General features: G+C 72.5%; 17 protein-coding genes and 3 pseudogenes. 12 read left to right on the top strand and 8 right to left on the bottom strand.

All coding sequences use genetic code 11. From position 1 onward, the window contains the following. The first annotated feature begins 19 nt into the window (after positions 1-19). Entirely contained in the window at positions 20-436 is a 417-nt protein-coding gene (tnpA, locus tag AY578_RS28430) for an IS200/IS605 family transposase (protein ID WP_215049115.1), read from the top strand. A 330-nt stretch (positions 437-766) separates the two neighbouring features. Here the strand turns inward: tnpA and AY578_RS28425 are convergent, their stop codons facing one another. Then, positions 767-2,104 (bottom strand): 6-phospho-beta-glucosidase, encoded by a 1,338-nt coding sequence (locus tag AY578_RS28425; RefSeq protein WP_028961080.1) that lies wholly within the window; start codon positions 2,102-2,104, stop codon positions 767-769. A 212-nt stretch (positions 2,105-2,316) separates the two neighbouring features. Here AY578_RS28425 and AY578_RS28420 point away from each other — a divergent pair. After that, positions 2,317-3,441: pseudogene (locus AY578_RS28420) on the top strand (MMPL family transporter); the annotation flags it as partial. Between the two features lie 273 nt (positions 3,442-3,714). Continuing rightward, positions 3,715-4,708 (top strand): annotated as a pseudogene (locus AY578_RS28415) (glycoside hydrolase family 16 protein); the annotation flags it as partial. 69 nt (positions 4,709-4,777) lie between these two features. Here AY578_RS28415 and AY578_RS28410 read toward each other — a convergent pair. After that, positions 4,778-5,698 (bottom strand): helix-turn-helix domain-containing protein, encoded by a 921-nt coding sequence (locus tag AY578_RS28410; protein ID WP_161108146.1) that lies wholly within the window; start codon positions 5,696-5,698, stop codon positions 4,778-4,780. Positions 5,699-5,990: 292 nt separating this feature from the next. Here AY578_RS28410 and AY578_RS28405 point away from each other — a divergent pair, with 292 nt between their 5' ends. The 7 genes from AY578_RS28405 to AY578_RS28375 all read left to right on the top strand — a co-directional run bounded on the left by AY578_RS28405 (position 5,991) and on the right by AY578_RS28375 (position 15,178). Beyond that, positions 5,991-6,230, top strand: coding sequence for a hypothetical protein (locus AY578_RS28405; protein ID WP_202415324.1), 240 nt, complete (start codon positions 5,991-5,993; stop codon positions 6,228-6,230). After that, entirely contained in the window at positions 6,227-7,843 is a 1,617-nt protein-coding gene (gene zwf, locus AY578_RS28400) for a glucose-6-phosphate dehydrogenase (RefSeq protein ID WP_019525047.1), read from the top strand. The genes AY578_RS28405 and zwf overlap by 4 nt, the downstream gene beginning before the upstream one ends. Continuing rightward, a complete protein-coding gene (gene opcA / locus AY578_RS28395; RefSeq protein WP_019525048.1) occupies positions 7,840-8,775 on the top strand; it encodes a glucose-6-phosphate dehydrogenase assembly protein OpcA in 936 nt (311 codons plus the stop codon). Before zwf ends, opcA begins: the two co-directional genes overlap by 4 nt. Beyond that, positions 8,768-10,408, top strand: a complete 1,641-nt coding sequence (gene pgi / locus AY578_RS28390; RefSeq protein WP_258906030.1) for a glucose-6-phosphate isomerase — start codon at positions 8,768-8,770, stop codon at positions 10,406-10,408. Before opcA ends, pgi begins: the two co-directional genes overlap by 8 nt. Positions 10,409-10,414: 6 nt before the next feature. Continuing rightward, the gene (gene gnd / locus AY578_RS28385; protein ID WP_019527368.1) at positions 10,415-11,293 is read left to right on the top strand and encodes a phosphogluconate dehydrogenase (NAD(+)-dependent, decarboxylating); all 879 of its coding nucleotides are present in this window, start codon (positions 10,415-10,417) and stop codon (positions 11,291-11,293) included. A gap of 5 nt (positions 11,294-11,298) precedes the next feature. After that, on the top strand, positions 11,299-11,898 hold the full coding sequence (locus AY578_RS28380) for a histidine phosphatase family protein (protein WP_215048607.1): 600 nt from the start codon (positions 11,299-11,301) through the stop codon (positions 11,896-11,898). A gap of 904 nt (positions 11,899-12,802) precedes the next feature. Then, entirely contained in the window at positions 12,803-15,178 is a 2,376-nt protein-coding gene (locus AY578_RS28375) for an ATP-binding cassette domain-containing protein (protein WP_161107299.1), read from the top strand. Positions 15,179-15,207: 29 nt separating this feature from the next. Here the strand turns inward: AY578_RS28375 and AY578_RS28370 are convergent, their stop codons facing one another. Beyond that, positions 15,208-15,657 (bottom strand): PPOX class F420-dependent oxidoreductase, encoded by a 450-nt coding sequence (locus tag AY578_RS28370; RefSeq protein WP_019527371.1) that lies wholly within the window; start codon positions 15,655-15,657, stop codon positions 15,208-15,210. A gap of 48 nt (positions 15,658-15,705) precedes the next feature. Between AY578_RS28370 and AY578_RS28365 the strand changes: the two genes are divergently transcribed. After that, the gene (locus tag AY578_RS28365) at positions 15,706-16,932 is read left to right on the top strand and encodes a serine hydrolase domain-containing protein (RefSeq protein WP_019527372.1); all 1,227 of its coding nucleotides are present in this window, start codon (positions 15,706-15,708) and stop codon (positions 16,930-16,932) included. A gap of 37 nt (positions 16,933-16,969) precedes the next feature. On the opposite strand, the gene ribA is transcribed toward AY578_RS28365, so the two are convergent. After that, positions 16,970-17,629, bottom strand: a complete 660-nt coding sequence (gene ribA / locus AY578_RS28360) for a GTP cyclohydrolase II (RefSeq protein ID WP_028961364.1) — start codon at positions 17,627-17,629, stop codon at positions 16,970-16,972. Positions 17,630-17,671: 42 nt separating this feature from the next. Here ribA and AY578_RS28355 point away from each other — a divergent pair, with 42 nt between their 5' ends. Continuing rightward, positions 17,672-18,439 carry a creatininase family protein gene (locus AY578_RS28355; RefSeq protein ID WP_078504690.1) on the top strand — a complete coding sequence of 256 codons (768 nt, stop codon included), beginning with the start codon at positions 17,672-17,674 and terminating at the stop codon, positions 18,437-18,439. 227 nt (positions 18,440-18,666) lie between these two features. On the opposite strand, the pseudogene AY578_RS33930 reads toward AY578_RS28355, so the two are convergent. The 4 genes and pseudogenes from AY578_RS33930 to AY578_RS28335 all read right to left on the bottom strand — a co-directional run. Then, positions 18,667-19,440, bottom strand: a pseudogene (locus AY578_RS33930) (lysylphosphatidylglycerol synthase transmembrane domain-containing protein); the annotation flags it as partial. Between the two features lie 125 nt (positions 19,441-19,565). Then, positions 19,566-20,612 (bottom strand): class I SAM-dependent methyltransferase, encoded by a 1,047-nt coding sequence (locus AY578_RS28345; protein ID WP_258906024.1) that lies wholly within the window; start codon positions 20,610-20,612, stop codon positions 19,566-19,568. Continuing rightward, a complete protein-coding gene (locus AY578_RS28340) occupies positions 20,609-21,805 on the bottom strand; it encodes a glycosyltransferase family 4 protein (protein WP_161107308.1) in 1,197 nt (398 codons plus the stop codon). The genes AY578_RS28345 and AY578_RS28340 overlap by 4 nt, the downstream gene beginning before the upstream one ends. A gap of 50 nt (positions 21,806-21,855) precedes the next feature. Next, positions 21,856-22,254, bottom strand: a complete 399-nt coding sequence (locus AY578_RS28335; protein WP_028961366.1) for a 6-pyruvoyl trahydropterin synthase family protein — start codon at positions 22,252-22,254, stop codon at positions 21,856-21,858. Between the last annotated feature and the right edge of the window lie 69 nt (positions 22,255-22,323).

Below are 22,323 nucleotides of genomic sequence, written 5' to 3'. Positions count from 1 at the left end.
CATGATACACAGTTGGTTTGTGAGTATCGATGAGAACGTTCGTACAGGTCGTCACTGCGTCTTCCGAATGCATGTCCACTTGGTTTTCGTGACGAAGTACCGGCACTCGGTCTTCGCCGACCGGCACCTGACGCGGTGCGAGGAGATCATGCAAGCCGTGTGCAAGGACTTCGAGGCCGAGCTGGTCGAGTTCAACGGCGCGAACAACCACGTCCACCTCCTCGTGAACTTCCCGCCGAAGGTCGCCGTGTCCAAGCTGGTGAACTCCCTCAAGGGCGTGTCCTCCCGGCGCCTCCGCCAGGAGTTCCCCGAACTCGTCCGGTACTACTGGCGGGCACAACGCCTGTGGTCCGGCTCCTACTTCGCCGGTTCCGTCGGCGGCGCACCGCTCAGCATCGTGAAGCAGTACATCGAGCAGCAGAACCGGCCGCTCTGACCCGGGCTGAGATCAACAGTGCGCATCCGTGCACACAGCTGAGGTCACAGCAGTTCTCAGATTCGCTCCACCACCGGGCTGAAGCCCGGTGCACTGCAAATAGACCCGGTAGCGGCTGACCGGGCGCCGCGTCGCCAGTGACGGCGGGCTTCCGGAATTTTCTGAAGAAATCTTCGTCAGGGTGTATCAGGGCCCGGACCACGTGCTCTTGATGATGAACGGCGACTGGGGAAGCCGCCGGGGGGGAGCACGGGGGACCGGGGGGAGCTCGGGTCGGTCGGCCGCTGTCACGGGGGGCGACCGGCCGGCCCGATGCCAACTCCCTTGCTGTCAACCCAGGTAGGCGAGTCCGGGGTGGACGGCCGTGTAGGCCTCCACGAGCCGGCGGGCCACGCTCACCGAGTCCACCAGCGGGTGCAGGGCGAAGGCCTTGACCGCCGTCGCGCGGGACCCCGACCGGGCGGCCTCCAGCACCTCACGCTCCACGGCCTTCACGGCGCAGACCAGACCGACGGCGTGCCCGGGAAGCGGGTCGACCGAGACAGGGTGCGCCCCGTTGGCGTCCACCAGGCAGGGCACCTCGATCACGGCGTCGTCGTCCAGCGGTGAAAGAGTGCCGCGGTTGCGGACGTTGAGGATGAGGGTGGCGCGCTCGTCCCGGGCGATGGCCCGCATCAGCGCGAGCGCCACGTTCTCGTAGCCGCCCGACAGGTCGTCCGCCTCACGCTCGCCCGCGCCGGCCGCCTCCCGGTTCTCACTCATGTAGGTCGCCTCGCGCTCGGCGCGGGTACGGTCCCACAACTCCAGCGCGGACACGGCCGGGTCGGCGACCCCGGCGTAGAAGCTCTCCTGCTGGTCGCGCAGGAAGGCGCCACGGGTCTTCTCGGCCTCCTGGTAGGCCTGAACGGCCTCGCGGTTGAAGTAGTAGTAGTGCAGATACTCGTTGGGGATCGCGCCCAGCGAGCGCAGCCAGTCCGTCCCGAACAGCCGCCCCTCCTCGAACGAGCCGAGCAGCGCGGGGTCGGCGAGCAGACGCGGCAGCTGGTCGCGGCCGGCCACGCGCAGGCCGCGTACCCAGCCGAGGTGGTTGAGGCCGACGTAGTCGATCCACGCCTCGTCCGGTTTCGCGCCGAGCACCCGGGCGATACGGCGGCCCAGGCCGACCGGCGAGTCGCAGATGCCGATGACGCGGTCGCCGAGATGGCGGGACATGGCCTCGGTGACCAGGCCGGCGGGGTTGGTGAAGTTGATGACCCAGGCGTCGGGGGCGAGGCGGGCCACCCGGCGGGCGATGTCGTCGGCGACGGGCACGGTGCGCAGTCCGTAGGCGATGCCCCCGGCGCCCACGGTCTCCTGCCCGAGCACCCCCTCCTCGAGCGCGACCCGCTCGTCGTCCGCCCTGCCCTCCAGCCCGCCGACCCGGATGGCGGAGAACACGAAGTCCGCGCCGCGCAGCGCCTCGTCCAGATCGGTGGTCGCGACCACCTCCGGCGCATCGGCCACCCCGGCGGCCTGCTCCCCCAGCACCCGGGAGATGGCCCGCAACCGCCCGGCGTCGACGTCGTGCAGCACAACCCGGGTCACGCGCCCGGGCCCCCGGTCCCGGAGCAACGCCCCGTGGACGAGCGGCACCCGAAACCCACCACCACCAAGAATCGCCAGCCTCACACCCACACCTCCCGCAGCAGCCTCAACGCCGACCCTACAAGCGCCCCCAGTGGTCCACAGGCAACCCGCCGCACGACAAACACCCCAAAGGGGCGCGGGGAACTGCGCGCCCAACGCCCACAACGCGGCACCCGCGGGGCGGACCGGCAAGGGGCGAACCCCTCAAACCCACCCGCACCCCACTCACCCCAAAAGGGGCGCGGGGAACTGCGCGCCCCCCGCCGACGAAGACGCCGGGGAACGGCGAGGAGGAGGGCCGGTTCTTCGCCCGCGTCGCCCGCTTCGCGGCCCGGCACAAGGTGGCCGTCCTCGCCGTGGCGGTGCCGGTGCTGCTGGTGCCGGCCCTGCCCGTGTCCGGGATGAGCATCGCCGTGGGGGACGCGCGGCAGCTTCCCGCGGACAGCGAGGCGCGGCAGTTGCAGGACACCGTCGCCGCGCACTTCCCGCCGGGCACCGGCGTCTCCCCGGTCGTGGTGGTCGCCAAACCGGGCACGGACGCCGCGACCGCCGACCGTATCCGGGCGCTGGAGCCGGGCGCCACGACGCGTGAACTGCCGGGCGGCGGCGCGGTGACCGAGATCCGGCCGCCCGGCGAGGCCGACGGCAAGGAGGCCACCGCGCTGGTGGAGCGCGTGCGGGAGGCGCGCGGTGACGCGCCGGTCGAGGTGACCGGCACGGCGGCCCGTCTGGTCGACTTCCGGGAGATGCTCAGGGAGAGGGCACCGTGGGCGGCGCTGACCGTGCCGGCCGGGATCGTGGTGCTGCTGTTCGCGTTCACCGGCTCGGTGCTGCTGCCGCTGCGCACCGTCGTCACCACGCTGCTCAGCCTCGCCGCCGCCCTGGGCGTGGTGGTGTGGGTGTTCCAGGACGGTCATCTCGCCGGGCTGCTGGGCTCGGAGGGCCTGGGCGCGCTGAGCCTCACCGCACCGCCGCTGATCGTCGCGATCGCTTTCGGACTTGCCATGGACTACGAGCTGTTCATCCTGGCGCGGATGAGGGAGGCGCGGCTGCGCTCCGGCGACGACCGGGAGGCCGTGGTGACGGGGCTGAGCCGCTCGGGCCGGGTGGTCACCTGCGCGGCGCTGCTGCTGGCGGTGGTGTTCGCGGCGTTCATGACGGGCGGGTTCTCCCCCATCCTGCAGATCGGGCTGGGGCTGACGCTGGCCGTGCTGATCGACGCGACGGTCGTGCGGATGCTGCTGGTGCCGGCCGCGATGGCACTGCTCGGCCGTCACGCCTGGTGGGCGCCGGGCCCGGTGCGCCGCGCCCACGACCGGTTCGGGGCGAGCGAAGAGGCAAGCGAACTCCCCCCGGAGAAGGTGCCGTCGGGAGTGTGAGGGGCCGTGAGGCGCCCCGCGGCTCCGGCCTCGGGGCGCCTCACGCGCGCCTCCTCGCCGCGCCCCGCCCCGGTTCCCCCGGTTCGCTCCCATTCGAGAGGTGAACTCCCGTACGAGACAGGGAGTTTTACGGTTACACCTCTTGACGCCGGAGGGGCCCCGGAGCACATTGGCGGGACCGTGAGAGCGCTCTCACCGTCAATTCCGAGCTCTAGTTCCGGGCTCGCAAGGACCTACCCGCACAACCATCAGCACCGAGAGGTCATCCCCCACATGAACGACACCTCCGGCACACCCCGAACCCCCCACAAACGCCGGCGGCTGAGGCGCACGCTCGTCGCCCTCACGGGCGCCCTGGCGCTCGGCGCGGGCGCCCTCGCCCTCAACGGCCCCACCGCCAGCGCCTCCGTACCGCCCCCGCCGTCGGGCTGGACCCAGGTCTTCGCCGACGACTTCGACGGCGCCGAGGGCAGCGGGGTCGACACCGGCAACTGGCGGTACGCCACCGGCACCGGCTACGCCGGCGGTCCCTCCAACTGGGGCACCGGCGAGATCGAGACCATGACGTCGAACCCGGAGAACGTCTCTCTCGACGGCAACGGCAACCTGCGCATCACCCCGCGGCGCGACGGCGCCGGCAACTGGACGTCGGGGCGGGTCGAGACCAACCGCGACGACTTCCAGCCCCCGGCCGGCGGCAAGCTCCGCGTCGAGGCCCGTATCCAGGTCCCGGACGTCACCGGCGACGCCGCCAAGGGCTACTGGCCCGCGTTCTGGATGCTCGGCGCCCCGTACCGGGGTGACTACTGGAACTGGCCCGCCGTCGGCGAGCTGGACATCATGGAGAACACCCAGGGCATGAACACGGTGTTCGCCACGATGCACTGCGGCACCTCGCCGGGCGGCCCGTGCAACGAGACCAGCGGCATCGGCGGCCAGACGACCTGTCAGGGCACGTCCTGTCAGGCCGGTTTCCACACCTACCGGGTGGAGTGGGACCGCTCGTCGGACGTGGAGGAGATCCGCTTCTCCCTCGACGACACCACCTACCACACCGTCCGGGAGAACCAGGTCGACGCGACGACCTGGGCGAACGCCACGAACCACGGCTTCTTCGTCATCCTCAACGTGGCGATGGGCGGCGGCTTCCCCGACGCGTTCGGCGGCGGCCCCGACGCGGGCACCCAGCCCGGCCACTCGATGCTCGTGGACTACGTGCAGGTGCTCACCTCCTCCTGATCCGCGGCCCCCACCCCCCACACCCGGCCCTCCCGGCCGGTGACGAGGGCCCCGCGCACTCCGCGCGGGGCCCTCGTCGCGTCCCGGGAGCCGTCGCTCAGCGGTGTTCGGCGCGGAAGGCGGCGGGCGCGGTGTCCGTGTGCTGCTGGAAGAACTTGGAGAAGTTCGCCGCGTCCGGGAAGCCGACGGCGGCCCCGACCCGCGCCGTCGGCAGATCGGTGTGCGCGAGGAGCCGCTTGGCCTCCAGCACCACCCGCTTGTCGATGAACGCCTTGGGCGTCTCCCCGGTGGCGGCGCGCACCACACGGGCCAGGGTCCGCCGCGAGTAGCCGAGGGCGTCGGCGTACGCGGTGACGCTGTGGACGGTGGCGAAGTCCCGTTCCACCGCCTCCCGGAAGAGGGTGAAGGCGGTGTCCTCGGCATGCCGGGCCGCGTCCCCGGAGCCGGCGGCGAGATGGGAGAGGCGCAGCAGGAACGCGGTCAACGCGTGCCGCAGCACGGCCGTGTGGAGGCTCAGCGGCAGGGTGTCGGTGTCCTCGTACTCGCGGCGCAGCTGGTCGGAGGCGGCGCGGAGCGCGGCGAGCTGGGCCGGGCCGGGGCGCATCAGCGGGGGCCGGTCGTAGCGGTAGAGGCCGGCGGCCTCGACGGTGGCGCGGGGCAGGAAGCCGGGCTGCATGGCGAGGACGGTTCCGCGGTACTCGGCGTCGCGGGAGAAGCGGTGGACCTGCCCCGGGCGGATCCACAGCACGTCGCCCGCCGTGGCCTCGTACTCGGTGAAGTCGATCATGTGCCGGAGCGGTCCGCCGTCGAGCAGCATCACGATGTGGAAGTCGATGCGGTGCACCCGGTCCAGGGGCGCGTCGGCGCGCCAGGTGCGGTCGGGGCCCATGGGGGCGATCTGCATGCCGACCCCGCGGACGCTCCGCTCGACCGGGAAGGGAAAGGTTCTGATCTCGCCGTCGCCCCCGTCCGCCGTCCGGGCACCGCCGTCACCCCACTGGGGGAATCCGCCTGCCATGTCTCCCATGTCCGTCACAAGCCCGTCGGGCGCCCTGCCCGGGGGCGCCCGTGTCCCACTTTCACCACAGGCTGGCACACCGGAACCTCGTTGTGAATAAGTCAGACTTTTACTTTTGAACGCGCTGCAGAGTTCCTTACGCCCGGATCGAGGACCACGTGGAGACAAGCGCCCGCACGGCGGACCGGCACGGCCGGCCGGCGGGAATCGGCGGACACCGGGCGCGGTTGACGCGAGCGCGAGAAGGAAGACGATCAGCGTGATCCGCACGAAGCGCGAAGAAGTGTTCGATATGTCCGGCGGGTCCGGAGCCGACGGCCGGGCGCCCCGGCGGGAGTGCACCGGGGTGAAGGACCCCGCGGACGAGGACACCCTGTATGGGGAGGACCCCTCCGCGGCGGCCGGCAGCGCATACGGCGAGGTGGCGCGGCAGCCGGGGAACCCGGGCAGGGCGAGGTTCGAGGACGCCGGGCCGTGGCCGCGCCAGGCGGCGGCGACGGCGTCCGACAGCGAGGGAGTTGACGCGGAATGACCGACGAGACCACCGAACCGGCGGTGGACGCCCCCGAGGCGGTGCGGGAGGAGCGGACGAACGCCGTCACCGCCCTCACCGCGCCCCCGCCCGGCTGGGCCAACCCGCTGCGCGACCCCCGGGACCGCCGGCTGCCCCGGATCGCGGGCCCGTCCGGCCTGGTCATCTTCGGGGTGACCGGCGACCTGTCCCGCAGGAAGCTGATGCCGGCCGTGTACGACCTCGCCAACCGGGGACTGCTGCCGCCGGGCTTCTCCCTGGTGGGCTTCGCCCGCCGCGACTGGGAGGACCAGGACTTCGCCGAGGTGGTGCACGACGCGGTCAAGGAGCACGCGCGCACCCCGTTCCGTGAGGAGGTCTGGCAGCAGCTGTCGGAGGGCATGCGGTTCGTGCCCGGCGACTTCGACGACGACCACGCCTTCGACCAGCTGCGCAAGGCCGTCGACGAGCTGGACGCCTCCCGCGGCACCAGCGGCAACTACGCCTTCTACCTCTCCGTGCCGCCGAAGTTCTTCCCGAAGGTGGTGCAGCAGCTCAAGAAGCACGGCCTCGCGGACGCGCCCGAGGGGTCCTGGCGGCGCGCCGTGATCGAAAAGCCGTTCGGGCACGACCTGAGGTCCGCGCAGGAGCTCAACGCGATCGTGCACGAGGTGTTCGACCCGGAGCAGGTCTTCCGGATCGACCACTACCTGGGCAAGGAGACCGTCCAGAACATCCTGGCGCTGCGCTTCGCCAACCAGATGTTCGAGCCCATCTGGAACCGGTCGTTCGTGGACCATGTGCAGATCACCATGGCCGAGGACATCGGCATCGGCGGCCGGGCCGGCTACTACGACGGCATCGGCGCCGCCCGCGACGTCATCCAGAACCACCTCCTCCAGCTCATGACGCTCACCGCGATGGAGGAACCCGCCTCCTTCGACGCGGCGTCGCTGCTCACCGAGAAGCTGAAGGTGTTCCGTGCCGTGCGGCTCCCCGAGGACCTGGGGCTGCACACCGTGCGCGGCCAGTACGCGGCCGCGTGGCAGGGCGGCGCCAAGGTGCGCGGCTACCTCGAGGAGGACGGCATCGACCCGTCCTCGACCACCGACACCTACGCGGCGATCAAGCTCGGGGTGGACAACCGCCGCTGGGCGGGCGTGCCGTTCTACCTGCGCACCGGCAAGCGCCTCGGCCGCCGGGTCACCGAGATCGCGGTGGTCTTCCAGCGGGCGCCGCACTCCCCGTTCGACACCTCCGCCACCGAGGAGCTCGGCCAGAACGCCATCGTGATCCGCGTCCAGCCGGACGAGGGAATGACGGTGCGGTTCGGCTCCAAGGTGCCCGGGACGTCCATGGAGCTGCGGGACGTGACGATGGACTTCGCCTACGGCGAGTCGTTCACCGAGTCCAGCCCGGAGGCCTACGAACGGCTCATCCTGGACGTCCTCCTGGGGGACGCCAACCTGTTCCCCCGTCACCAGGAAGTGGAAGAGTCCTGGAAGATCCTCGACCCGATCGAGGAGTACTGGGCGTCGCACGGCAGGCCTGCGCAGTACGCATCGGGCAGCTGGGGACCCGCGGAAGCCGACGAGATGCTCGCACGAGACGGACGGAGCTGGCGCAGGCCATGAAGATCGACCTGACCGACACCACGGCAAGCGAAATCAACAAGGCACTGGTGCGGGGCCGCCGCGCCATAGGCACCCCCGCCGTGGGCATGGTCCTGACGATGGTGATCGTCACGGACGAGGAGAACGCCTACGACGCCATCAAGGCGGCCGAGGAGGCCTCGCACGAGCACCCCTCGCGCACCCTGGTCGTCATCAAGCGGCACGCCCGCAACCCGCGCGAGCGCACCCACTCCCGGCTCGACGCCGAGGTGCGGGTGGGGTCCGAGGCGGGCACCGGCGAGACGGTGGTGCTGCGCACCTACGGCGAGGTGTCGGAGCACGCCGACTCGGTGGTGCTGCCGCTGCTGCTGCCGGACGCCCCGGTGGTGGTGTGGTGGCCCGCCGACGCGCCCGAGAACCCCTCCAAGGACCCCCTCGGCGCGCTCGGCCAGCGCAGGATCACCGACCTGTACGCGGCGGAGGACCCGATGGCGGCCCTGCGCGCCCGGGAGCGCGCCTACGCGCCCGGCGACACCGACCTGGCCTGGACCCGGCTGACCCTGTGGCGCTCCATGCTGGCCGCCGCCCTCGACCAGGCCCGTACCACCGTCACCTCGGCGACCGTCGAGGCCGAGGCGGAGAACCCGGCCGCGGAGCTGCTGGCGCGCTGGCTGAAGGCCCGTCTGCGGGTCCCCGTCGAGCGGGTGGTGACCGCGGGCCCCGCGGTCACGGCGGTCCGGCTGGGCACCGAGGACGGCGAGATCGTCATCGACCGCCCCGAGGGCCCTCTGGCCACGCTCAGCCTGCCCGGCCAGCCGCCGCGCCGGCTGGCCCTGAAGGTCCGCTCCACCGCCGAACTCATCGCCGAGGAGCTCAGGCGCCTCGACGCGGACGAGATGTACGCCGTCGCCCTGCGCGGCGAGGCCACCGAGGAGAACCCCGCCCATGTCTGACGTCCCCGAACCGAACCGCCGCCCCGAGTGGGCCGCCCTGGAGCAGCACCGCGACCAGGGGCTCCCGGGCCTGCGCGAGCTGTTCGCCGACGACCCGTCCCGCGCCGAGCGGTACGTCGTGCACGTCGGCGACCTGCGGATCGACTACTCCAAGCATCTGGTCACCGACGAGACGCTGCGGCTGCTGCGGGAACTGGCCGTGGCCACGGACGTGTTCGGGCTGCGGGACGCGATGTTCCGCGGGGAGCGGATCAACACCACCGAGGACCGCGCGGTGCTGCACATCGCGCTGCGGGCGCCCAGGGACGCGGTGATCGAGGTAGACGGGGAGAACGTCGTCCCGGCCGTGCACGCGGTCCTGGACCGGATGGCCGACTTCGCCAACCGGGTCCGCTCCGGGGAGTGGACGGGGCACACGGGCCGGCGGATCCGCAACGTCGTCAACATCGGCATCGGCGGCTCGGATCTCGGCCCGGCGATGGCATACGAGGCGCTGCGCGCCTACACCGCACGGGACTTGACGTTCCGGTTCGTGTCCAACGTGGACGGCGCGGATCTGCACGAGGCGGTCCGGGACCTGGATCCGGCGGAGACGCTGTTCATCGTGGCGTCGAAGACGTTCACCACGATCGAGACGGTCACCAACGCCACGTCCGCCCGCGACTGGCTGCTGGACGGGCTCGGCGGGGACGAGAAGGCGGTGGCGCGGCACTTCGTGGCGCTGTCGACGAACGCGGAGAAGGTGTCGGCGTTCGGGATCGACACGGCGAACATGTTCGAGTTCTGGGACTGGGTCGGCGGGCGGTACTCCTACGACTCGGCGATCGGGCTGTCGCTGATGATCGCGATCGGTCCGGACCGGTTCCGGGAGATGCTGGACGGGTTCCGGATCGTCGACGACCACTTCCGCACGGCCCCGCCGGAGGCCAACGCGCCGCTGCTGATGGGCCTGTTGGGGATCTGGTACAACAACTTCCACGACGCGCAGTCGCACGCGGTGCTGCCGTACTCGCACTACCTGTCGAAGTTCACCGCCTATCTCCAGCAGCTCGACATGGAGTCCAACGGCAAGTCGGTGGACCGCCAGGGCAGGCCCGTGAGCTGGCAGACCGGTCCGGTCGTCTGGGGCACGCCGGGCACCAACGGGCAGCACGCGTACTACCAGCTGATCCACCAGGGCACCAAGCTCATCCCCGCCGACCTGATCGGCTTCGTCCGCCCGGTCGCCGAGCTGAGCGACCGGCTGAAGGCGCAGCACGACCTGCTGATGGCCAACCTGCTCGCCCAGGGGCAGGCGCTGGCGTTCGGCAAGACCCCGGACGAGGTGCGCGCCGAGGGCGTGCCCGAGGAACTGGTCCCGCACAAGACCTTCCAGGGCAACCACCCCACCACGACGATCCTGGCCACCGAGCTGACCCCGTCGGTGCTGGGCCAGCTGGTCGCGCTGTACGAGCACAAGGTGTTCACGCAGGGCGCGATCTGGAACATCGACTCCTTCGACCAGTGGGGCGTCGAACTCGGCAAGGTGCTCGCCAAGCGTGTCGAGCCCGCCCTCACCGAGGGCGCCGACGTCCCCGGCCTCGACCCGTCCACGGCCGCGCTGGTGGCCGCCTACCGCGAACGCAGGAAGTGAACTGACATGCAGATCGGTCTTGTTGGTCTCGGCAAGATGGGCGGCAACATGCGCGAGCGGCTGCGCCGCGCGGGCCACACCGTCATCGGCTTCGACACCAATCCCGCGGTGTCCGACGTGCCGCACCTGTCCGACCTGGTCGACCAGCTCGAAGGGCCGCGCGCGGTGTGGGTGATGGTCCCCGCGGGCGGCCCCACGCAGGAGGTCATCGACCGTCTCGCGAGCCTCCTCAAGCACGACGACGTCGTGGTGGACGGCGGCAACTCCCGCTGGACGGACGACGAGAAGCACGCCAAGGAGCTGGCCGCCCGGGGCATCGGCTTCGTCGACGCCGGCGTCTCCGGCGGCGTGTGGGGCCTGGAGCACGGCTACGCCCTCATGGTCGGCGGCGAGAAGGAGTACGTGGAGCGGCTCAAGCCGATCTTCGACGCCCTCAAGCCGGACGGCCCGTACGGGTACGTCCACGCCGGCAAGGTCGGCGCCGGGCACTTCGCCAAGATGGTCCACAACGGCATCGAGTACGCCATGATGCAGGCGTACGCCGAGGGCTGGGAGCTGCTGGAGAAGGTCGACTCGGTGGACAACGTGCGTGAGGTGTTCCGTTCCTGGCAGGACGGCACCGTCATCCGCTCCTGGCTGCTGGACCTCGCGGTGAACGCTCTCGACGACGACGAGCACCTGCGGCAGCTGCGCGGGTACGCCGAGGACTCGGGCGAGGGCCGCTGGACGGTGGAGGCGGCCATCGACAACGCCGTGCCGCTGCCCGCGATCACCGCGTCGCTGTTCGCCCGGTTCGCCTCCCGGCAGGAGGACTCGCCGCAGATGAAGATGGTCGCGGCGCTGCGCAACCAGTTCGGCGGGCACGCCGTCGAGAAGAAGGCGTAGGGCACGTGGGGGATCTGCTGCTCGCGCGGCACGGGGAGACGGAGTGGAGCAGGGCGGGCCGCCACACCGGCGGCACCGACCTGCCGCTGACACGGGCCGGTGAGGCGCAGGCCAGGTCGCTGGCCCCGCTGCTGGCGGGCCGCGCCTTCGCGCTGGTCCTCACCAGCCCGCTGGCCCGCGCCCGCCGCACCGCCGAACTGGCGGGCCTCACCGGCGCCGAGCCGGAGCCGGACCTGCGCGAGTGGGACTACGGGGCGTACGAGGGCGTGACCACCGCCGACATCCACACCACCCGGCCGGCATGGGACCTGTGGACCGACGGGGTGCCGCCGGGCGGGGAGTTCCCCGGGGAGTCCCCGGAGCAGGTGGGCGCCCGCGCGGACCGGGTGCTGGAGCGGGTCGCCGGGGCGCTGGACCAGGGGGACGTGATGGTGGTCGCGCACGGTCATCTGCTGCGGGTCCTCACGGCGCGGCGCCTGGGCCTCCCCCCGTCCCACGGCCGCCTCTTCCGCCTGGAGACGGGCACGCTGAACCGGCTGTCCCTGGAGCACGGACGGCCGGTGATCGCGGAGTGGAACTCGCGGCCGCCGGGGGCGGCCGGCTGACCGCCCTCCTGGTCATCGGTACCGGCGCATCCCGCCGGCCTTCCGCGGCCGACTGGACGCGCCTTTCGCCGGAGCGGAGGCGCGTCGGCATCCTCCCCGGTCCCTGCGGGACACGGCCCCCGGCCGCACGTCAGCCGTGACGGCGGCATCCCCGGGGGTGGAACGCACCTCTCGCCGCTCCGCAGGCGCGACGGCGACTTCCCTGGCACCGCGCAACACACCCCTCGCCGTCACAGCGGCGCGTGGGCGGCACGCCCAGGTCCCCCCGGCTGCGCGGAACACCCCCCCCCACCGCTCCGCAGGCGCGACGGCGACTTCCCTGGCACCGCGCAACACACCCCTCGCCGTCACAGCGGCGCGATGGCGGCACGCCCGGGTCCCCCGGCTGCGCGGAACGCACCTCCCACCGCTCCGCAGGCGCGACGGCGACTTCCCCGGCACCGCGCAACACACCCCTCGCCGTCACAGCGGCGCGTGGGCGGCACGCCCGGGTCCCCCCGGCTGCGCGGAACGCACCTCCCACCGCTCCGCGGCGCGACGGCGACTTCCCTGGCGCCGCGCAACACACCCCTCGCCGTCACAGCGGCGCGTGGGCGGCACGCCCAGGTCCCCCCCCGGCTTCGCGGGACGCGCCCCTCGCCGTTCCGGCGGCGTGTCGGAGTCGGGTCGGCGGCACATCCGCGGCCGATCAGGAATGGAGAAGCGCCGGCGACCGCCGGCGGCCTAGGCTGGCGACGGCGCGCGACGCCCGGGGCGGGGGACGCCGTACGGGCCGGCCGGGACGCGGCCGTGGCGCGCGCGGCACGGGCCGGCCGGGCGCACCCCGCCGCCGGCCGGACCGAGCCGGGGAACGCCGGCGGGGACCGCGCCGGCGGACCCGCCCGACGGATGGAGAACCACGACCATGGTCACGAGCACGGACCCGCAGCGGTCTGACGGACACGTCGCCGACAGCCACGATCTGATCCGCGTGCACGGGGCGCGCGAGAACAACCTCAAGGACGTCAGCGTCGAGCTGCCCAAGCGCCGCCTGACCGTGTTCACCGGCGTGTCCGGCTCGGGCAAGAGCTCGCTGGTCTTCGACACCGTCGCCGCCGAGTCTCAGCGCCTGATCAACGAGACGTACAGCGCCTTCCTCCAGGGCTTCATGCCGAACGTGTCCCGGCCCGAGGTGGACGTCCTCGACGGCCTGACCACGGTGATCAGCGTGGACCAGCAGCGCATGGGCGCGGACCCGCGCTCCACGGTCGGCACGGCCACCGACGCCAACGCCATGCTGCGCATCCTCTTCAGCCGCCTCGGCAAGCCCTACGTCGGCCCGCCCGGCGCCTTCGCCTTCAACGTGCCGTCCGTCTCGGCCGCGGGCGCGATCCAGGTCGGCGGCGGCAAGAAGCAGAAGGTCACCTTCAACAAGGTGGGCGGCATGTGCCCGCGCTGCGAGGGCCGCGGCACCGTCTCCGACCTCGACCTGCGCCAGCTCTACGACGACGGCAAGTCCATCAACCAGGGCGCGTTCACCATCCCCGGCTACACCGGCGGCGGCTGGAACACCCGGCTGTACGCGGAGTCCGGCTTCTTCGACCCCGACAAGCCGATCCGCGACTTCACCGAGCAGGAACTGCACGACCTGCTGCACCGCGAGCCGACCCGGATGAAGATCGCGGGCATCAACATGACCTACGAGGGTCTGATCCCGCGCATCCAGAAGTCGATGCTCGCCAAGGACAAGGAGGCGATGCAGCCGCACGTGCGGGCGTTCGTGGAGCGTGCGGTCACCTTCACGCCCTGTCCCGAGTGCGAGGGCACCCGCCTCGCCGAACACGCCCGCTCCTCGAAGATCAAGGGCATCTCCATCGCGGACGCCTGCCGGATGGAGATCCGGGACCTGGCCGACTGGGTGCGCGGACTCGGCGAGCCGTCGGTGGCGCCGCTGCTCACCTCGCTGCAGCAGACGCTCGACTCGTTCGTGGAGATCGGGCTCGGCTATCTCTCCCTGGACCGGCCCGCGGGCACCCTGTCGGGCGGCGAGGCGCAGCGCGTGAAGATGATCCGGCACCTCGGCTCGTCGCTCACCGACGTCACGTACGTCTTCGACGAGCCGACCGCGGGCCTGCACCCGCACGACATCCAGCGGATGAACGAACTGCTGCTGCGGCTGCGCGACAAGGGCAACACGGTGCTGGTCGTCGAGCACAAGCCGGAGGTCGTCGAGATCGCCGACCACGTGGTCGACCTCGGACCCGGCGCCGGCACGGCGGGCGGCACCGTCTGTTTCGAGGGCACCGTCGAGGGGCTGCGCGCCAGCGGCACCGTCACCGGGCGGCACCTGGACGACCGTGCCTCGCTGAAGGACTCGGTGCGCAAGCCGACCGGTGCGCTTCAGATCCGCGGCGCCACGGCGAACAACCTGCAGAACGTGGACGTGGACGTCCCGCTCGGCGTGCTCACCGTGATCACCGGTGTCGCCGGGTCCGGCAAGAGCTCACTGGTACACGGGTCGATCCCCGAGGAGATGGGCGTGGTCGCGGTGGACCAGAGCCCGATCCGCGGCTCGCGGCGCAGCAACCCGGCGACGTACACGGGGCTGCTCGAGCCGATCCGCAAGGCGTTCGCCAAGGCCAACGGCGTCAAGCCGGCGCTGTTCAGCGCGAACTCCGAGGGCGCCTGCCCGACCTGCAACGGCGCGGGCGTCATCTACACCGACCTCGGCATGATGGCCGGGGTCTCCAGCACCTGCGAGGACTGCGGCGGCCGCAGGTTCGACGCGGCGGTGCTGGAGTACCGGCTCGGCGGCCGGGACATCTCCGAGGTGCTGGCGATGCCCGTCGCCGAGGCGCTGGAGTTCTTCGCGCGGGGCGAGGCCCGCACGCCGGCCGCGCACAAGATCCTCGAGCGTCTCGCGGACGTGGGCCTCGGCTACCTCACCCTCGGCCAGCCGCTCACCACCCTGTCCGGCGGCGAGCGCCAGCGCCTGAAGCTCGCCACGCACATGGCCGACAAGGGCGGCGTGTACGTGCTGGACGAGCCGACCACCGGTCTGCACCTCGCCGACGTCGAGCAGTTGCTCGGGCTCCTTGACCGGCTGGTCGACTCCGGCAAGTCGGTGATCGTCATCGAGCACCACCAGGCCGTCATGGCGCACGCCGACTGGATCATCGACCTGGGCCCCGGCGCCGGCCACGACGGTGGGCGGATCGTCTTCGAGGGCACACCGTCCGACCTGGTCGCCGCCCGCTCCACCCTCACCGGCGAGCACCTCGCGAAGTACGTGGGCGCCTGACCGCGGACCGGGTGCGCCGGGGCCCTTGATCAGGCTCCGGCGCCCCGGCGAGGGATGCCGTACGCCCGGTCGACATGCAGGCGCAGCACCAGCCGCCGGTCGCGGACCATCGCCGCCCGGTACTCCTCCCAGTCCTCGTGCTCCCCGTTGATGTCCCGGTAGAGCCGGATCAGCTCCTCCACCGTCTCGTCGTACGGCTGCCCGGCGACCGGCGTCAGCTCGGCGGTGCCCTCCGCGACCGTGTACGCCCAGCGGTCCGGGGTGGTCACGTGGTACGACGCGCGGGGGTCGCGCCGCAGGTTGCGGGTCTTCGCCCGGTCGTCGGTGAGGGAGACGCGGATGACCCGCTCGTCGGGGTAATAGGCGTGCATGACGTTGGACAGCTGGGGCCGTCCGTCGCGTTTGATCGTGACGAGCACTCCGCCGTGCCCCTCGGAGAGCAGTGCGAGCAGTGCGTTCTGTTCTGCGTCCTGGGTCATGCTTCGATCAACGGCCCGCACCGGGCCGGCGTTCCCCGGAGGTGTGCGATGGCGGTGCTGCGGCAGGAGGCCGATCCCGGCGAGGCGGGGCTGGACCCGGACGCGCTGGAGCGGCTCGACCGGGAGCTGGCCCGCCGGGTCGACGGCGGGGAGATGCCCGGGTTCCTGGTCGCGCTCGCCCGCGAGGGGCGCGTCGCGCACCTGACGGCGTACGGGGCGCGGGATCTCGCGGCCGGCCTGCCGGTGGAGAGCGACACCCTGTGGCGGATCTACTCCATGACCAAGCCGGTCACCACCGTGGGCGCGCTGATGCTGGTGGAGGACGGGCTGCTGTCCCTGGACGACGAGGTGGGCCGCCACCTGCCGGCGTTCGCCGAGCCGCGCGTCTACGTGGACGGCTCGGGCGACCAGGTGCGCACCCGCCCGGCGGACGGACCGCTGCTGGTGCGGCATCTGATGACACACACCGCCGGGCTGACGTTCGCCTTCTACCACGCCCATCCGGTCGACGCGCTGTACCGCGCGGCGGGGCTGGACTCGTCGGTGGCGCCCGGCACCGACCTCGCCGGGACGACGGACGTGTACGCGAGCCTGCCGCTGCGGTTCGACCCGGGCACGCACTGGAACTACTCGGTCGCCACGAACGTGCTCGGCCGCATCATCGAGGTCGTCTCCGGGCTCCCCCTCGACACCTACCTCGCCGAGCGTGTGTTCCGGCCGCTCGGCATGCGGGACGCCGGGTTCGAGGTGACCGACGCGCAGGCGGAGCGGCTGGCCGAACTGTACGGCGCTACGGACGACGGGGGCATCGAGCCGATCGCCGGGCTGCCGTTGCGGGGCCGCCCCCGCTTCCTGTCCGGCAGCGGCGGCATGGTGGCGTCCGCGCACGACATGCACCGCTTCATGGAACTGCTGCGCCGGCGGGGCGAACTCGACGGCACCCGGCTGCTCCGCCCGGAGACGGTCGCCCTGATGACCCGCAACCACCTGCCCGGCGGCGCCGATCTGCGCACCGCCGGCGTCCCCCCGCACGACGACCCCGGCAACGAGGGCGTCGGGTTCGGCCTCGGCGTCTCCGTGGTCGTCGACCCGTCACGCACCCGCGAGCCGTCCGGCCTCGGCGCCTACGGCTGGAGCGGGGTGGCCACCACCACCTTCTGGGTCGACCCCGGCCGCGACCTGACCGTGCAGTTCTACACGCAGGTGCGGCCCAGGTCCTCCCACGCCGTCTACCGCGACCTCAAACGGCTGGTGCACGAGGCACTCGCCGACTGACCTCCGCACGGCGACGGCTGCTCCGGCCGGCGGGGCGTCAGGACAGGTGCCCCACCGCGTCCAGGTGCGGAAGGTGGTGGTCGAGCCGCTCCCGCTTGGTGCGCAGATAGGTGATGTTGCTCTCGCACGGCTCGATCAGCAGCGGCACCTGCTCGTCGACCTCCACGCCGTGCCGGACCAACGCCTCACGTTTACGCGGGTTGTTGGACATCAGCCGCACCGACCGCACGCCCAGGTCCTTCAGCATCCCGGCGGCCACGGCGTAGTCACGGGCGTCGACCGGCAGTCCGAGCGCCAGGTTCGCCTCCACGGTGTCCAGGCCCTCCGCCTGCAGCGCCATCGCGCGCAGCTTGGCGAGCAGACCGATGCCGCGGCCCTCGTGGCCCCTCAAGTAGACGACGACGCCCGCCCCTTCGGCGACGACCGCGCGCAGCGCCGCCGCCAGCTGGTCACCGCACTCGCAGTGCTGGGAGCCGAAGGCGTCGCCGGTGAGGCACTCCGAGTGCAGCCGGGTCAGCACCCGGTCCGATCCCAGGTCACCGTGGACGAGGGCCACTTGTTCGTCACCGCGGTCATGGTCCAGGTATCCGATCGCCTGGAACTTTCCGTACACGGTGGGCAGCGGCGCATTCACGACGCGTTCCACACCGGTCCGCCGCTGAGGCTGCTTGCCGAGTACGCCTATTTTTTCTGTCATGATTCTCGAGTTCCTAAGCAGAGACGAAAGGCCGTGACGGATATGGGTGGTTCACACGAGCGGTCGGCGGCATACGGCCCGGTGCACGGTCTGTTGCCGGCGGATACTACAGAGGATGTACGGACGCGGGGAGCCGGCGTCTCACGTCAGATCGCGGTACTTCCGGTCGGAAGTCATGAACAGCACGGTCCCTTCCTGCCGCTGGCGACGGACACCCTGGTCGCCTGCGCGATCGCACGGGCGGTCGCCGGCTCCTACCCCGTGCACCTCCTTCCTCCGGTGACCATCTCCTGCTCGCACGAGCACGCGGCCTGGCCGGGCACGGTGTCCATCTCCGCCGTGACCCTGCACGCCGTGGTGCGGGACATCGCCGACTCGTTGCGGCGCTCGGGCGTCGACACGCTGGTGCTGGTCAACGGGCACGGCGGCAACTACGTGCTGGGCAACGTCGTCCAGGAGGCGTCCGCGCGCGGTGAGCGGATGGCGCTCTTCCCGGCCCCGGAGGACTGGGAGGCGGCGCGGGAACACGCCGGGGTCGTCACGTCGCTGCTGACGGACATGCACGCGGGCGAAATCGAGACGTCCATTCTTCTGCACACTTCTCCCGAGGTTCTCCGTCCCGGTTACGAGACGTCCGACCACGTTTCGGACGACCGGCGTCATCTGCTCACCACCGGAATGTCCGCCTATACGGATTCCGGCGTCATCGGCCGGCCTTCGCTGGGCACCGCGGAAAAAGGCAGGGAACTTCTCGCGAGCCTCGCGGATTCCTTCGGCGCGTATTTCTCGCTTCTGACCTCCGACAGCTGAGCGGGAATCCGGACGACCGGGGCCGGGGTGCTCGGGGCGAGCGGGCGGGGGCGCGCTTCTTCCACCGGGCGCGTCTCCTCAGGGAGCTGCCCGGGGCCGGAGGCCCGGCGGTTCCGGGTGGCGGCGTACCACCGGGCCACCAGCACCACCGCGCCCGGCAGGCCGGCCGCCAGGCTGAGCACCCCGTACACCACGGCGACCATCAGCCCCCGTCCCGCGCCGAGCCCCGCCGCGCCGAACGCCCAGGCTGCGACGCCCTCCCGGGGCCCCCAGCCGCCCACGTTCAGCGGCAGGCTCATCGCGAGCAGCGCCAGCAGAGCGAGCGGCAGCAGCTCCGCGACCGACGCCCCGGCCCCGGCGACGTCCGCGGCGAGGACGAACATGGCCACGTACCCGGCCAGTACGACCACGGACGACACGAGGACGCCCGGTGCGGTGGCCCGCGAGAACAGCGCCTGCCGTGACTCGCCGAGCATCCCGCGCACCGCGCGGGGCTTCCGCCCGGACGGCACCCGGTTCATGCGGAGGGCCAGCACCACCGCGCAGGCGCCCAGCAGTGCGAGCCCGGCCAGTGGAGCGGCCGCCCGCACCTGGTCGCGGACCGGGGACGGCATGGCGATGAGGACGACTCCCCCGGCGGCGAACAGCGCGAGCTGCCCGGCGGTCCGCTCCAGCACCACCGCCCGTACGCCCCGCCCGAGGTCGCCGGCGCCCTGCCCGTGCCGCACGGCCCGGTGCACATCGCCCAACACACCGCCGGGCAGCGCCGCGTTGAGGAACAGTGCGCGGTAGTAGTCCGCCACGGCCGCGCCGAACGGCAGCCTGATGCCGATGCCGCGCGCCACCAGCGCCCAGCGCCAGGCGCTGAACACGGTGGTCACCAGCCCGATGCCGAGGGCGGCGGCCAGCGTGGCCGCGTCGATGCGCCGCACCCCGTCCACGAAGGCGCCGGTGCCGAGCCGCCAGAACAGCACGGCGAGGATGACGACACCGGCGAGCATGCCGAGGCGGGTGCGCACGGCGGGACTGCCCAGCCGCCCGAGCAGACGGCGGACGCCGCCGCCCCCGGCCGCGGACGGTCCTGCCTCCGGGGCCTCCGCCTCGGCCGTCTCCCCCGTGTGCGTGCTCATGCGCCGCCGTCCACCGGGCGGCACAGGGCGAGCAGGTCGGTGTGGTGCACGGTGACCCGCAACTTCCCCGCCGCGCAGGCTTGGAGCCGCTCGGCGAGATAGGCGCCGGCGCGTTCGGCCAGCTCCGGCCGCTCCTCCACCGCCGCGCCGACCCAGCCGCGCAGCCACTGCTCGGTGAGCGCGGCCTCCTCCGGGCCGAGCCGCCATGGGCTGGGGTTGAGCCGTACGGTCGCGCCGTGCTCGGTGAACGCCTCGGCGGCGGCCGTGACCGCCTCCGGGCCGAGGAGGCCGCCGCGGCGCTGGTGGGCGTTGAACGCCTCGGTGATCTCCGTGTCCAGCGGGTGAGGCTCCGTCAGCTCCACGCGTCCGGCCACCGACAGGGTGAGCAGCGCGGGGCAGCCGGCCCCGGCGCAGGCGGCGGCCAGCGTGCCGACCTCCTCGCGGGTGAGGACGTCGAGCAGGGCGGACGCCGTCACGAGGGAGGCGCCGGCCAGCGCGTCCGGGGTGAGCCGGGCGACGTCGCCGCGCCGGGTCTCGACGGTGACATGGCTGCCGTCGGCGGCGGAGCGCGGGGAGGCGACGGCGGCGAAGTGCAGCAGATAGGGGTCGCGGTCGTGCAGTACCCAGTGCTGGGTGCCGTCCAGACGGGGCGCCAGCCAGCGGCCCATGGAGCCGGTGCCGCAGCCGATGTCGTGCACGACGAGACCGCTGCCGACTCGTCCGGGCCGGTTGGCGAGCCGGATCCGGAGCGGGTCCAGCAGGTCGTGGGAGCGGGCGGCGGCGTCGACCGGCTCGCGCAGCTGGAGCCACTCGGGCGCGTAGCGGGGCGGCTCCTCGTCGCCGGTGTCCCGCAGCCGCACGGTGGCCCGCTCGCCGGGGCGGGGCCCGGCGGGTCCCGCCCCGGGGATGACCGTCGCGCCGTCCGTGGAACCGGTGGCTGCCATGCCGCCTCCTGGGGTCGCGGTCGCCGCGCCGGTGACGTCCCGGGGTCCGGGCTGGGCCGGGATCGCGGCGGCGGGCTGAGTGGTGGTCGGTCGTGTCATGCCGCCCTCCCGGACGCGGTGGGGAGCCGGCGCAGGACTCCCGCGAGGCTCTGTGCGGTGCCGGCCCACCCGCCGAGCGCGGCGCGCCGGCCGCGGGCGGCCGCCTTCAGCCGCCGCCGTACGTCGGCCTCGCCGAACCAGCCGCGCAGTTCGGCGGCGATCGCGGCCGGGTTCTCCGGCGGCACGAGGATGCCGGGCACCCCGCCGTCAGGGGCGCGGCCGACGGCCTCGGGCAGCCCGCCGACGTCGGTCGCCAGCACCGGGATGCCGCGCGCGAGGGCCTCGGTGACGGCCATGCCGTAGGTCTCGGCGTAGGAGGTGAGGACCATCAGGTCGGCGGCGGCGTACGCGGCGTCGAGTTCGGCGCCGGACTTCGGGCCGGTCAGCTCCAGCCGGTCCTCCAGGCCATGCTCGCGGACGAGGCCGCGGAGATGGGCGACGTACTCGGGGTCGTGTCCGAGGCCGCCGACCAGGGAGCAGGTCCACGGCAGGTCGGTCACCGTCGCCAGCGCCTCCACCAGCCGGTGCTGGCCCTTGCGCGGGGTGACCGCGGCGACGCACACCAGGTGCGAGACGCCGTCGGTGCCCGGGGCGAGGGGCGCGATGTCGGCGCCGGGGGCGGCGACATGGACCCGCTCGGGGGCGAGCCCGTGGTGGGAGACGAGCCGGCGCACCGCCCAGTCGCTGGTGGCGACCACTGCGGGCACCGCGCGCAGCACCTCCCGCTCGCGGGCGTCCAGTTCGGCGGCGACGGCAGCGTCGAGGCCGGTCTCGTCGCCGAGCGGCAGATGGACGAGCACCACCATGTGCAGGCGCCCCTCCTCCGCCTCCGGCACGATGACCTCCGGCACCCCGCAGGCGACCAGCCCGTCGAGCAGGACGACCGCGCCGTCGGGCAGTTCCCGCAGGGTGCGGGCGAGTTCGTCGCGGGCGGCCGCGTCGGGGCGGGGCCAGTCACCGGCGACCGGGTGCCGGTGCGCCTGCCAGCCGAAGCCGGGCAGGTCCAGGCACACGCGCCGGTCGTAGGCGTTGCCGCCGCTCGGCGCGGACCGGTCGTCGACCCCGCCCGGCATCACGAAGTGCACGGAGCGCAGAGACATGGGGATGATCCCGCCGTTCCTCCGGAAGGACGCCTGCACGGGCACGTAGTCCAGGCGCCCGGCGCCGTTGCGGCCTGCCGTCCCGGTCGCCATGTCGAGCGTCGTGTCGGTCGTCGTCCCGGTCATGCCGATGGTCGTGTCGGTCACAGCGCACGCTCGTAACTCGCCCAGGCGATGTGCGACTCGTGCAGGGTGACCGCGATCTTCGCGATGCCCTTGGCTCCCTCCCCGAGCGCGCCCTTGTGGATGCGCTCGGCGAGCCGGTCGGCGATGACCTTGGCCAGGTACTCGGTGGAGGTGTTCACCCCGGCGAAGTCCGGCTCGTTGTCGAGGTTGCGGTAGTTCAGCTCTCCCACGACGGCCCCGAGTTCCTGCGTGGCCAGGCCGATGTCGACGACGATGTTGTCCTCGTCCAGCTGTTCGCGCCGGAAGGTGGCGTCCACGAGGAACGTGGCCCCGTGCAGGCGCTGGGCCGGTCCGAAGACCTCGCCGCGGAAGCTGTGGGCGATCATGATGTGATCGCGGACGGTGATGCTGAACAACGGACGACCCTCCAGGTGCGGCGCGTCTGTTCCCCGCCGGTCTGAGAGGCGGGGATGTCGAGTAGTACG

Origin of the sequence: Streptomyces thermocarboxydus (assembly GCF_024760485.1) — a bacterium.
GTDB lineage: Bacteria > Actinomycetota > Actinomycetes > Streptomycetales > Streptomycetaceae > Streptomyces > Streptomyces cellulosae.
This window is presented reverse-complemented; position numbering and strand designations above follow the sequence as displayed.

Excerpts from the sequence above, each read along its gene's own strand:
- zwf (WP_019525047.1), top strand. The coding sequence starts at position 6,227 with ATGACCGACGAGACCACCGAACCGGCGGTGGACGCCCCCGAGGCGGTG.
- gnd (WP_019527368.1), top strand. The coding sequence starts at position 10,415 with ATGCAGATCGGTCTTGTTGGTCTCGGCAAGATGGGCGGCAACATGCGC.
- pgi (WP_258906030.1), top strand. The coding sequence starts at position 8,768 with ATGTCTGACGTCCCCGAACCGAACCGCCGCCCCGAGTGGGCCGCCCTG.
- AY578_RS28405 (WP_202415324.1), top strand. The coding sequence starts at position 5,991 with ATGTCCGGCGGGTCCGGAGCCGACGGCCGGGCGCCCCGGCGGGAGTGC.
- ribA (WP_028961364.1), bottom strand. The coding sequence starts at position 17,629 with ATGACAGAAAAAATAGGCGTACTCGGCAAGCAGCCTCAGCGGCGGACC.
- AY578_RS28410 (WP_161108146.1), bottom strand. The coding sequence starts at position 5,698 with ATGGCAGGCGGATTCCCCCAGTGGGGTGACGGCGGTGCCCGGACGGCG.
- AY578_RS28355 (WP_078504690.1), top strand. The coding sequence starts at position 17,672 with ATGGGTGGTTCACACGAGCGGTCGGCGGCATACGGCCCGGTGCACGGT.
- opcA (WP_019525048.1), top strand. The coding sequence starts at position 7,840 with ATGAAGATCGACCTGACCGACACCACGGCAAGCGAAATCAACAAGGCA.
- AY578_RS28345 (WP_258906024.1), bottom strand. The coding sequence starts at position 20,612 with ATGACACGACCGACCACCACTCAGCCCGCCGCCGCGATCCCGGCCCAG.
- AY578_RS28370 (WP_019527371.1), bottom strand. The coding sequence starts at position 15,657 with ATGACCCAGGACGCAGAACAGAACGCACTGCTCGCACTGCTCTCCGAG.
- AY578_RS28375 (WP_161107299.1), top strand. The coding sequence starts at position 12,803 with ATGGTCACGAGCACGGACCCGCAGCGGTCTGACGGACACGTCGCCGAC.
- AY578_RS28340 (WP_161107308.1), bottom strand. The coding sequence starts at position 21,805 with ATGGCGACCGGGACGGCAGGCCGCAACGGCGCCGGGCGCCTGGACTAC.
- AY578_RS28365 (WP_019527372.1), top strand. The coding sequence starts at position 15,706 with ATGGCGGTGCTGCGGCAGGAGGCCGATCCCGGCGAGGCGGGGCTGGAC.